The sequence below is a fragment of the Ilumatobacter fluminis genome (assembly GCF_004364865.1).
Classification (GTDB): Bacteria; Actinomycetota; Acidimicrobiia; order Acidimicrobiales; family Ilumatobacteraceae; genus Ilumatobacter; species Ilumatobacter fluminis.
This window is the reverse complement of sequence record NZ_SOAU01000001.1, coordinates 603,280-615,270: the sequence shown is the minus strand read 5'-3', so window position 1 is coordinate 615,270 and position 11,991 is coordinate 603,280. Positions and strand designations below refer to the sequence as shown.

Here is an 11,991-nt window from a genome sequence, read left to right as displayed (position 1 = left end):
TATACTGCCGGTAACTTACGCCGCTTGTCCAATCGGGTCGAGCGGCTCGACACACGGAGCACGATCCTGGCCACCGCCGACACCCGACTCGCCCGACTCGAGACACGAGCGCACGAACTGAACGACCAGGTCGGACGGTTCGGACCACGGTCGGTTCCGACCGACCTTCGGCGCGAGCACGTCCTGACCGTCGCAGCGATCGCCTTCGTCAACGACGGGTTCGAGGGTGCGTCGATGGATCGCATCGCCACCGCGGCAGGCGTGACCAAGCCCGTCGTCTACGGACTCTTCGGATCGAAGGAGGGGCTCTTCGCCGCCGTGGTCGACCTGGCGAGCGCCGAGATGGCGCAGAACATCGCCGTGGCGACGGCCGAGACCGACACGCCACTCGCCGCCGGCATCCGAGCGTTCCTCTCGTATGCCCGCGATCACGCCGGGCTCTGGGGCCCGGTGTTCGGTTCCCGCCAGCACAGCGCCGTCGATGACGCCGTCCAACGCCTGCAGGAGCAACAGGTCGCGATCGTCGCCGAATCGGTGAGGCGAGGCCATCTCAACGCCGGTGTCGAACCCGGCGACCGGGAGATCGAAGCGATCGCCCACCTCATCGCCGGTGCCGTCCAGTCGGTCGGCCGTTGGTGGGACGAACACCATGAGTTGTCGCTCGACGACGTGGTCGCGTTCCTCGAGGCGGCGATCGCTCCGACGTTGGCAGCGCTCCGAGCCGATCGTGCCGGCAGCACGTGGTTCGACGGCGGCGACCCGACATGAGTCTGTTCGACCGCCTCGCCGCCGCCGTGCCCGACGCCGATCAGCAGCTCGCGTGGATCGATGCGGTGTGCGCACTCGGCGTTCGGCGCCCCGGCACCGACGAGAACGCACGCACCGTCGAATGGCTCGCCGCCGAGTTCGGCCGGATGGGCTACGACGTCGAGCTACAACCGGTCCGAACGCTGACCTCCCATCCCGGCCCGGCGATGGTCACCGCGTGGCTGACCGCCGAGCCGAGTCGACGGCTCGAAGTCCACGGGCTCACCATGCCGTTCAGCACGGCAACCGATCGAGCACGCTTCCGTCTGCGCAACCGGGCGTCGGACGATCGACTCGATCCCGACGATGCAGCCCTCGAACACGTGCGGCTGACGGCGCTACCGACGTCGCTGCTCGAGAACGGGATCCTCGCCCGCCACGACCCGGCCGGCGAGTTCGCGAGTCACGTCCACGTGCTGCCGTTCGGCAGCGCGCTCGGCAAGGAGATCGACGTCGTCGTGGCGTCGGGTGCCGGAGCGATGGTCGGCGTCGTCGACGCGCCGTGGTCGACGTCCGACTACTTCGTCCCGTACGACGGTGTCGTCCGCCCGCTCCCCGCCGTCTGGATCGATCGCGACAGCGGCGCCGCCCTCGACGAACTCGTCGAGGAGGGCGACGTGACGGTCGAGATCAGTTCGACCGTCGACCACCGGGAGACCGTCGACCACAACGTGATCGCCACGGCACCGTCGCCGACCAACGACGAGTGGGTCGTGATCGGCAGCCACCACGACGCTCCGTGGGCGTCGGCCGTGGAGGACGGCTCCGGCATCGCACAGGTGCTCGCCCAAGCCGCGGCCTGGTCGGAGATCCCCGCCGACGAGCGACCGATCTCGCTCGCGTTCCTGCTCACCGCCGCGCACATGTCCGAAGGCGCCGGCACACGAGCGTTCATCGCCTCGTGGCCGCATCTCGATCGTGTCCGGTTCGCTCTCCACCTCGAACACATCGCCGTCGAGGCCGAACCCGACGGCGACGGCGGCATCCGGCCGACCGATCGACCCGAGGTGCGGTGGTGGTTCGTGTCGGCCCCCGACCCGGACGAGGCCGCGGCGTTGACTGCATCGACCGCACGAGCGATCGACGAGCACCGGCTCGACCGATCGATGGTGCTGCCGCCCGACGTGTTCGGGCCCATGCCGCCGACCGATGGCGGCTTCTTCCATCCGGCCGGTGTCCCGATGGTGAATCTGCTGGCGGCACCGATGTACTTGTTCGATCCGGCCGACACGATCGACATGGTGCACCGACCATCACTGGTGCCGACCGCGCTGGCTGCGCTGCAGCTGACACTCGACGCCGTCGCCGGCTGGCCGACCGACGATTGAACCACCGGTTCGAGGGGGACCATGACGAACGGACGAACAGCGAGCGGCAGCGTGTCGCTCGAGCGGACCACACCCGACTTCCCGGGCGGACCGTGGCGCGCATCGTGGATCTGGGCCGACGGCGCGCCCGCAGCACAGCGGCACGTGGTCGCCCTGACGGCCGAGCTCGTGCTCGACGAGGTTCCCGACACGGTCCCCGCGCGCTGGTGCGCCGTGTCGCGGGCGGTCGTCTACGTGAACGGCGTCGAGGTGGGCCGAGGGCCGATCCGGTCGAACCCCCGACGTCAGCCGTACGAGGTCACCGACCTCGCGCCGCACCTGACTCCCGGCACGAACCGGATCGCCGTCCTCGCTCTGACGTATGCCGGGGCGACGCCGTGGTACCTGCCGATGCCCCCGTTCGCGACGGATCTCGCGAACGGCGCGTTCGTGCTCGAGGCCGACCTCGGCGACCGATGGTTCGTGACGGACGAGGCCTGGTCGGGATCGGTGCTCGACGGGTGGGGGTCGACACCCGCAGCCGGTGTGTCCGGTCGCGGCATCGAGACGATCGATGCACGGTCGCTCGGGAGCGAGTGGGCGACCGATGGCGTGACCGGTGCGGCGGTGGTACGTCGTGCACACGCCGTCGGCGAGCCCGGGCGGAGCACGCCTCCGTCGTATCCGATCGGCCCGTTCGGCGCGAGGCCGATCAGCGATCTCACGACCCGACCGGTCGAACTGGCGGCCGTCGACGACACTGCGTGGAGCACGGACCGGATCGTCGCCGGCACGCTGCTCGTCGAGGTCGACGGCCCGGCGGGTGGCGAGGTGACGATCCGCGTGGCGGAGGAGTCGATCGACGGCTGGCCCACGCCGACCGAGCACGACGCCGCAGTCCGCATCGTGTGTGACGGCACACGTCGCGTCGTCGAGTCACTCGACCGGTACGGCGGTCAGGGTGCGCTGGTCGCCGCCGACGACGGTGTGACCGTGCACGCAGTGTCGATCGTCGAACGCTTGTATCCCGCCGGCGCCCACCGATTCGCGTGCAGCGATGCAGCGCTCGAGACGATCCACGCCGTGGGCCGACGATCGGTGTCGCTCAACTCCACCGACGCGTACACCGACTGCCCCACTCGCGAGCAGCGAGCGTGGACCGGCGACTTCGTGGTCCACCAACTGGTCGATCTGACGACCAGCGACGACTGGCTGTTGGCACGCCACAATGTGCGCCTGATCGCCGACTCCCGTCGCCCCGATGGCATGTTGCCGATGGCGGTCGCCGGCGACGCCGAAGCGGTCGACTTCACGATCATCCCCGACTGGGCGCTGCACTGGGTTCACGCCGTGTGGAACCTGTACCGGTACGTCGGCGATCGGGACGAGATCGCCGAACTGCTCCCCGTGGTGGAGGGTGTCGTGCGGTGGTTCGAACCGTTCACCGACGACACCGGCCTCGTCCGCGATGTCTACGGCTGGGTGATCATCGACTGGTCGGCGATCGACACGCGTGGCGCTTCATCGGCGCTCAACGGATTGCTGGCGCGGGCAGTGCGCGAGTTCGCCGAGATGGCCGACTGGCTCGGCGATACCGGTCGGGCGAGCTGGGCCCGAGCGCGCCACGATCGTCTGCGTGCCGGATTCGAGGCCTTCTGGGACGCCGGGCGCGGACGCTACGTCGACTCGATCGTCGGGCGCTCGGCCACCGACTCGGGTGAACGGCGCACCGCCTCCGAACACGGCCAGGCCGCAGCGCTCGTCGGCGGCGTCGTGCCCGCCGAGCGAGTCGGGCGCCTCGTCGACGTGTTGCAAGCGTCGGAGGGCCGGGTCTGGGCGACCTGGTCGGCTCCCGGCCGCGAGGCGTCACCGAACAGCGGCCTCGACGTCGGCGGTGCCTACCTGCGTCAGGGACACCCCGAGCCGTGGTGGGACGTGGACGGACTCGTCGTCGCCCAGCCCTTCTTCTCGTACGTCGTCCACGACGCCTTGGCGGCCGCCGGACGGGCCGACCTGATCGTCGAGCGCTGCAGGCGATGGGAGGTCGCGCTCGAACGATGCCCGACGTCGTGGACCGAAACGTGGTTCGGCGGCACGATCAGCCACGGGTGGTCGAGCACGCCGACCCGCGATCTCGTCCAACACGTGGCCGGGGTGACGCCTGCACGACCCGGGTTCGCCATGGCGTCGATCGCGCCGGCGCTCGGCGACCTCGACTGGGTCGATGCATCGGTGCCGACACCGCACGGCCCGATCGAGGTGTGGGCCGAACGCGGCCGCACCGTCGTCGACTCGCCCGTTCCCTTCGTCCACCGGGGAACCGAGTACTGCGCCGGTCGTCACACCATCGAGGAGTCTCAATGAGCCGCGACACCAACATCGTCATGCTGATGGTCGACCAGTGGCGAGCCGACTCGTTCGGCATCGAGGGCCACCCGGTCGTCGAAACGCCCAACATCGACATGCTGTTCGAACAAGGCACCGTGTTCGACCGTGCGTACGCCGCCGTGCCGAGTTGCATCGCCGCTCGCGCCTCGCTCCTCACCGGGCTGAACCATCGACGGCACGGGCGCGTCGGCTACCACCCCGAGGTGTCGTGGGACTATCCGTTCACGCTCGCCTCGGTGCTCGCCGACGCCGGCTACCTCTGCCACGCCGTCGGCAAGATGCACGTCTGGCCGGCGCGCCGCCGGATGGGTTTCCACGACGTCGACCTCCACGACGGCTACACCATCGACGAGCGACGCAAGCTCGACAACTTCGACCAGGTCGACGACTACCGCACCTGGCTCCGCCTCCGGTCGCACGCCGAGGCCGACATCGTCGACGCCGCACTCGGGTGCAACGGATACGACGTCCGCCCATGGCCGATGGACGACCGACTCCATCCGAACGCGTGGGCGGTCAGCCGGTCCGTCGACTTCCTCCGTCGACGCGACCCGACGATGCCGTTCTTCCTGAAGGTGTCCTTCCACCGGCCCCACCCACCGATCGATCCACCCCAGTGGGCACTCGACCGCTACCGCGACGTCACGGTGCCGCCGCTCGTCCAAGCCGACTGGAACGACCGGGATGCCCCGCCACGGCCGGGCTACTTCCTCGACAGCCCGGTCCCGACGAGCCCGACCGCGATCGACCGGGCTCGGCGCGGCTACTACGCCCAGTTGACCGCCATCGACCACGAACTCAACCGGCTTGTCCAGGCGCTCACCGAGCACAACCTCTTGCAGACGACGGCATTCGTGCTCGTCGGCGATCACGGCGAGATGCTCTACGACCACTGGCGCGTCGCCAAGAATCTCCCGTACGAGGCGTCGGCTCGGGTGCCCATGATGATGCGACTTCCCGGCCGCCCGCACGAGGTGCGCCGATCGTCTGCCGTCGTCGAACTGATGGACGTGCTCCCGACCCTGTGCGACGTGGCGGGCGTCGAGCCACCCGACGCCGCCGACGGTCACAGCATGCTGCCGCTCACCGCGGGCGACGCCTCGTCGGTGCGCGACGTCCTCCACGGCGAGCACTTCAACTGGGCGTTCAGCTCGGAGGTGGACGACGACAACCAGTGGGTGACCGACGGTCGCTACAAGTACGTGTGGTTCCCCCGCTCGGGCCGAGAGCAGCTGTTCGACCTCGCGACCGATCCGACCGAGTGCAACGATCTCGCTCCCGACGGTGGCCCGGTACTCGAGCGCCTCCGGGGCGAGCTCGTGACGGCGCTCGACGGTCGAGAAGAGGGCTACGTCGCCGTTGGCGAACTCGTCGTCGGCCGGCAAGGGCGAGCAACACTCGAGGAGGCCGGGATCATGACCGAGGCCCAGGCGAAAGGTCAGCGCGACATGCTCGCCTGGATCGCAGCGAAGGCCTCGTCGTGACGGAGCGATTCGGGGTCACGGTCGAACCGGGCGTCGAGATCCACGTCGCCATCGACGGCCCGTCCGACGGTGAGCCCGTCGTGCTCCTCCACGGGTTCCTCGGCAGCGGCGAACAGTGGAACGCCAACGTGGAGGCGCTGGTCGATGCAGGCTTCCGTGTCGTCCGGCCCGACCATCGCGGCCACGGCCGCTCCACCAACACGGGCGACGAGGCGAGCTACACGTTCGAGCACCTGTACCGAGACGCCTTGGCGGTGATCGACGGGTTGATCGACGAGACCGTCCACCTCGTCGGGCACTCGATGGGCGGGCTGGTGGCGGAGCTGATCGCCACCCGCGACCCGGAACGTCTGCGATCGGTGGTCTTCGTCGACTGTTCCCCACTGCCCGGTCGAGGCGATTCGATTCGCGCCGACCGCGTCCGTCGCTTCCTCGGCTATCGGCTCGGCGTCGCCCGCCTGATCCGGTGGACGTCGCCCGTCCTTCGCCACGTGAAGACGGGTTCCGCGCCCGACCGGACGACGGTAGACCGCAAGGAAGGGTTGGCGGGGCTCGAACGATCGGTCTCGTCGATGGACCCGGCCGCGTTCGTGGCGTTCGGTGCGCACCTGAACGAACACGACGATCTCCGGCCGGCGGTGCGGACGGTCGAGCTGCCGACCACGATCATGGTGGGCGAGTTCGAGATCGCTCGGTTGCGCGAGGGCGCCGAGGCGCTCCGCGACGCCATCCCCCACGCGACGTTCGTCGAGATCGAAGGCGCGGGCCACTCCCCCAACATCGAACAACCCACCCGCTTCGACGAAGCCCTCCTCACCCACCTCTCGCGAGAACCGGGTCGGGTGTCGTAGGGAACGGCGACGGAGTCGACGTTTCCGGAGATCACCCGACTCCGGGGACGACGGCGCGCGTGGTCGCCGGTGTCGTCAGCGTGCGGCGGTGATGGCTCGCCAGACTCGCTCGGCCGTGGCGGGGATGTCGACGTGGCGGATGCCGAGGTGGGCAACGGCGTCGATCACCGCGTTCTGGACCGCCGGGGTGGCGCCGATCGTGCCCGACTCACCGATCCCCTTCGCGCCGAGCGGGTTGAGCGGCGACGGGGTCTCGTGCGGGCGCCGCTCGAAGCTCGGCAACTCCGCCGCGGACACGAGGGCGTAGTCCATGAAGGTGGCGGTCTTCGGGTTGCCGTCCTCGTCGTAGACGAACTCCTCCATCAACGCCTGCGCGGCACCCGACGCCACACCGCCGTGCACCTGACCGGCGACGAGCATCGGATTGACCATCACACCGCAGTCGTCGCACGTGACGAGACGCACCAGGTCGACCTCGCCGGTGTCGCGGTCGACCTCGACGATCGCGAGGTGCGAACCGAACGGGAACGCCGAACCCTCCGGCTGGAAATCGGCCTCGGCGAGGAACGCCTCGCCCCCGCCCGACACCGCAGCCTCGGCGACGTCGGCCCACGAGCGGGCGACCGCCGGGGTGCCGGCGACCGAGAAGTTGCCGGTCGCAGGATCGAGCACGACGTCGTCGACCGCGGCCTCGAGCAGGTCGGCGGCGAGTTCACGCGCCCGGTCGATCAGCGACTCGGTGGCGAGCTTGATCGCCGATCCGCCGATCTGGAGCGAACGGGAGCCACCGGTGCCGTTGCCGCGGGCGACGAGGTCGGTGTCGCCGTGGCGCACCTCGATCTGCTCGAACGGGATGCCGGTCAGATCGGCGGCGATCTGGGCGAACACCGTGTAGTGCCCCTGACCGTGCGGCGACACGCCCGTGAGGAGGAGCGCGGAACCGTCGGGGCGCACCTCGATCGACCCGAAGTCGGGGGTCGTCACCGGGTTCGTGATCTCGATGTACGACGAGAAACCGAGCCCGAGCAGCTTGGCGTTCGGGTCGTCGCGCCGGCGGGCCTGCTCGGCGCGCAGGTCGTCGTAGTCGACCTGGGCGAGCACTTCGTCGAGGGCGCCTTCGTAGTTGCCGGAGTCGAGGGTGGTGCCCGACGCGTTCGTGTACGGGAACTGATCGGGCTGGACGTAGTTCATGCGGCGGACCTCGGCCGGGTCCTTGCCGATCTCGCGGGCGAACGCGTCGACCATCCGGTCGACGATCTGTGCGGCCTCGGGGCGACCGGCGCCGCGGTAGGCGCCGACCGGCACCGTGTTCGTGACCACCGAGGCGGTCGAGACGTCGACCTTGCCGATGTCGTACGGACCGGTGGCCAGGTTCTTCGCGAAGATCGGCAGCACGCTGCCGACCATCGGATACGCACCGCCGTCCTGGATCACGTGCGAGCGGAAGCCGAGCACCCGGCCATCGCGGGTGCCGCCGATCGTGGCGGTGATCTCCTGGCCGCGTCCGTGCACGAGTCCGAGCATCGACTCGGTTCGGGTCTCGACCCAGCGCACCGGTCGACCGAGACGGCGGGCCGCCATGGCCACCACGATGTCTTCGGGATAGATGCCGTTCTTGGCGCCGAAGCCACCGCCGACGTCGGGGGTGATCACACGTACCTGTGCCGTGTCGACACCGAGTGCGGCGGCGAGGCCGTCGCGGGTGCCGTGGGCTCCCTGGTTCTCGGACCACTGGGTCAGGTGCTCCTGCCCGTCGATCGTCTCCCACCGAGCGATCGTCGCCCGGGTCTCGAGCGGGCACGGGGCGAGCCGGTGGTTACGGAACGACAGCTCGACCGTGACCTCGCAGTCGGCGAACACGTCATCGCCGGACGGCGGCATGCCGAACACGGTGTTGGTCCCGGCATCGGGGAACAGCAGCGTCTCGTCGGTGAGCGAGTCGTGGACCGAGACGACGGCGGGCAGCGGGTCGACGTCGACCCAGACCATCTCGGCCGCGTCGACGGCCTGGGTATGTGACTCGGCGAGCACCACCGCGACGGGTTCACCGACGAAGCGGACGCGATCGGACGCCAGGTGTGTGCGTTTCATCTCGGCGTTGAACATCGGCATGCCGGGCGGCTGCGGGGTCAGCTCGAGGTCGGCCGCGGTGAGGACGGCGACGACGCCGGGCATGCCGACGGCTTCGTCGATGTCGATCGACTCGATCACCCCGTGGGCGAGCTGCGACCGCACGAACGCCACGTGGAGGGCGCCCTCCATCGGGAGGTCGTCGACGTAGCTCCCGCCCTCGGTCAACAGTTGGGGATCTTCTTTGCGGACGACGCTGGTGCCGAGCATGCTCATGGTGACGCCACCGTAACCCTCCGACCAACCCGGGTCGGGTGTCGCAGCTTCGGGTCGAGTGTCGCAGGGAACGGCGACGGAGTCGACGTTTCCGAAAGATCACTCGACGCCGAGGACGCGGGTTCGCGGCCGGGTCGGGTGATCTCCCGAAACGCCTCGGCTGCGCCTCGCCGTTCCGTCCGACACCCGACCCGAATGGGTCGGACGGTCAGTCGGCGGTGAGGTCGGCGATGCGGCGGTCGATCAGGGCGCCGAAGATCTCGTACTGCTCTCGACGTTGCACCGGTTCGACGGTGACCGTGTGGTCGAAGCGGATCCACTGCGGGTCGGCAGGATCGAACGCCGGCCATTCCGGGTGGTTGACCCCCGGTGCCCCGGCGTTGACGTCGGCCCGCCGAGCGTGATCGGTCCAGTACCGCATGATTTCCCGTGACAACGCCTTGTCCTTCGACGACATCGGCAGGATCGGCACGTTGCTCCCGTGCACGAACGGGATCTCGGCAGCATGGTAGGCGCCGAGCGTCTGGCCGACCTGCTTGGGCACGCGAGTGAAGAAGTACACGTGCGTCGGGTTGCCGGCGGTCGCGTGGTGGCGGGCGTAGTGGTAGACGGCGGCTCCGAACAGCCGGTCGCCGAGGAAATCGGTCGCCGCTCCGACGTCGCCGCGGTCGAGCCCCGGGTAGATCTCGATGAGCCGATCGATGTCGTCGCCGAGGGCCTCTCGCACCTCGGGTTGCAGCCCGTCGTCCGGTACCGGCAGGTACCGGTACTCGACCATCGGCGACTGCATCATCGAGATCAAGAGGGTTCCCTCGTCGGCGTTCGAACCGATCACGAGCGGCACCGGCGCCTGGCGGCCGGCGGCGAACGCCGCGTACGGCGACTCGGGGAGGACGTACCCGTCGATGGTCGGATAGTGGTCGCCGGTCTCGTCGTCGGCGAGGACGATCTCGTGGAGCCGGTCGGCGCTCATCGAGCGGAGCTGGGCGACCGGGTCGTCGCCCGTCGCTCCGGCGGCGTCGGCGAAGGCCCGGCTGCGCGCTTCGGCGCCCGGGTGGGCGAGGAACGGCCGGTCGAGCGGCACCATCTGGCCACCGCTGCCGGGGCTCTGGGCGATCGCTCGGTGGAACAGGCCGCGGGCGAGCGGTGACGTCATGAGATGGAGTACCGACTCGCCTCCGGCCGACTCGCCGAAGATGGTGACGTTGTCGGGGTCGCCGCCGAATGCGGCGATGTTGTCGCGCACCCACTCGAGCGCGGCGATCTGGTCGAGTGTGCCGTAGTTACCGGACACGTCCTGGTCGGACTCGGCTCGCAGGTCGGGGTGTGCGAAGTAGCCGAACAGCCCGAGCCGGTAGTTGATCGAGACCGTCACGACGCCGTGCGAGGCGAGCGCGTTGGACTCGTAGAACGCGTCGGAGCCGCTGCCGTCCTGATGGTCGCCGCCGTGGATCCACACCATCACCGGCAGCGCCGCCGACGGCTCGAGCGACGGAGTGCGCACCGACAGGTACAGGCAGTCTTCGCTCTGCTCCGGGGTGGGCATGCGCTTGACGAGCGCCTCGAGTCCGCGGACGCGAGTGGGGTGCCACCCCTGCCCGTTGAGCAGGTTGCCCATGAACTCTTCGAAGCCCGCGGCCCGCTGGATCGCCATCGGACCGTGCTTGGTCGCCTGGCGGGTGCCGCTCCAGGTGGGTGCAGGACCGGGGGCCTTCCAGCGTCGGGCGCCGACGGGTGGCTCGGCGAAGGGGATGCCCTTGAACACGGCGACCGTGCCCTTGGCCTTCCACCGGCCGCTCAAGCGGCCTTGGGCGATCTCGACCTCGGGGGCGGTGCGCTTCGGTCCTGCCATGTCGTCCTTTCCTGCGGCGACCCACTCGACCGCGCTGGCCGGAGCGTAGGCGCCGAACGGCACGTCGGCCGGATCGGCGATCGTCAGATCGATCGATGCGAGCAGGACGTCAGACGACGCGACCGAGGTGCCAGGCAGGCCGACCCGTGTCGGTCAGGCGGTGCAGGACCTCGGCGAGACGATGCGGCGTCACGGCGAGCAGTGCAGCGGTCGACGGGCCGCCACTCTGGTCCCGGTCGCACGGCCAGTGGTCGTTCATCTCGGGGGTGCCGGCGGCGGTGCGGGCCATCGCCGCGAACTCGCTGGCCACGCCGCTCGACCCGATCGGCAGCGCTTCGACGACGCCGTCGAACGCCAATACGGCGGCCAACGTCGGCACGGTGAGGATGTCCGGGTGGTCGGGTCCGAAGATGTCGGCCGGTGCACTCATCGGCCGACCGAACAACACCACCTCGAACGGCGGCCGCGCCACCCCGACCCGGAGTGCACTCAGCGCGACGTCGCCGATAACCGTCACGCCGACGCCGGTGGAGACGGTCGGCACGTTCTCCTCGGTGCTGCCGGTGATGCTGGCCGGATCGAGCCCGCCGGCAACCGCTTCGGCACGGACACCTTCGAGGATCAGATCGCCGGTCGGATTGCGTTCGACGGCGAGTGCGTCGACGACGAGACGAGGCGTCGCTCCGGTCGCGACGACCTCGAGCAGCGGGACTCGCAGCGCGAACTGCCCCAACACACCCGGGTCGACCGCAATGGTGTCGTGCGGCTTCGGCCCCAGCCCGCCCTGGGAGTCGCAGGCGACGACGAGCACCCGCTCCCCGCCGAGCGACAGGTACGAGACATCGCGTTCGGTGACGACCGACCACGGATCGGCGGTGGCGAGACGGTGAGCGAGTCGGGACATCGGGAACAGTGTGGCCGCCGAACCGGTTGCATCGACTCACAGGAAACTCACA

General features: G+C 69.7%; 8 protein-coding genes. 5 read left to right on the top strand and 3 right to left on the bottom strand.

Annotation, left to right across the window (positions count from 1 at the left end; translation table 11 throughout):
* Positions 1–24 precede the first annotated feature (24 nt).
* From BDK89_RS02720 to BDK89_RS02700, 5 genes are read left to right on the top strand one after another with little or no spacing between them, the layout of a single operon-like run.
* Positions 25–768 carry a TetR/AcrR family transcriptional regulator gene (locus BDK89_RS02720; protein WP_166657335.1) on the top strand — a complete coding sequence of 248 codons (744 nt, stop codon included), beginning with the start codon at positions 25–27 and terminating at the stop codon, positions 766–768.
* Positions 765–2,135: a M28 family peptidase gene (locus BDK89_RS02715; protein WP_133867492.1), complete on the top strand. Its 1,371-nt coding sequence runs from the start codon at positions 765–767 to the stop codon at positions 2,133–2,135. Before BDK89_RS02720 ends, BDK89_RS02715 begins: the two co-directional genes overlap by 4 nt.
* 21 nt (positions 2,136–2,156) lie before the next feature.
* Positions 2,157–4,478, top strand: a complete 2,322-nt coding sequence (locus tag BDK89_RS02710; RefSeq protein ID WP_133867491.1) for an alpha-L-rhamnosidase-related protein — start codon at positions 2,157–2,159, stop codon at positions 4,476–4,478.
* Complete coding sequence (locus BDK89_RS02705) at positions 4,475–5,986, top strand: arylsulfatase (protein WP_133867490.1); 1,512 nt, start codon at positions 4,475–4,477, stop codon at positions 5,984–5,986. Before BDK89_RS02710 ends, BDK89_RS02705 begins: the two co-directional genes overlap by 4 nt.
* Positions 5,983–6,837 (top strand): alpha/beta fold hydrolase, encoded by an 855-nt coding sequence (locus BDK89_RS02700; RefSeq protein ID WP_166657334.1) that lies wholly within the window; start codon positions 5,983–5,985, stop codon positions 6,835–6,837. The genes BDK89_RS02705 and BDK89_RS02700 overlap by 4 nt, the downstream gene beginning before the upstream one ends.
* Positions 6,838–6,912: 75 nt before the next feature.
* Here the strand turns inward: BDK89_RS02700 and BDK89_RS02695 are convergent, their stop codons facing one another.
* From BDK89_RS02695 to BDK89_RS02685, 3 genes are all read right to left on the bottom strand, one after another.
* The gene (locus tag BDK89_RS02695; RefSeq protein WP_133867488.1) at positions 6,913–9,183 is read right to left on the bottom strand and encodes a xanthine dehydrogenase family protein molybdopterin-binding subunit; all 2,271 of its coding nucleotides are present in this window, start codon (positions 9,181–9,183) and stop codon (positions 6,913–6,915) included.
* Between the two features lie 208 nt (positions 9,184–9,391).
* The gene (locus BDK89_RS02690) at positions 9,392–11,035 is read right to left on the bottom strand and encodes a carboxylesterase/lipase family protein (protein WP_133867487.1); all 1,644 of its coding nucleotides are present in this window, start codon (positions 11,033–11,035) and stop codon (positions 9,392–9,394) included.
* Positions 11,036–11,144: 109 nt separating this feature from the next.
* Positions 11,145–11,939, bottom strand: coding sequence for an AIR synthase related protein (locus BDK89_RS02685; protein WP_133867486.1), 795 nt, complete (start codon positions 11,937–11,939; stop codon positions 11,145–11,147).
* Positions 11,940–11,991 lie beyond the last annotated feature (52 nt).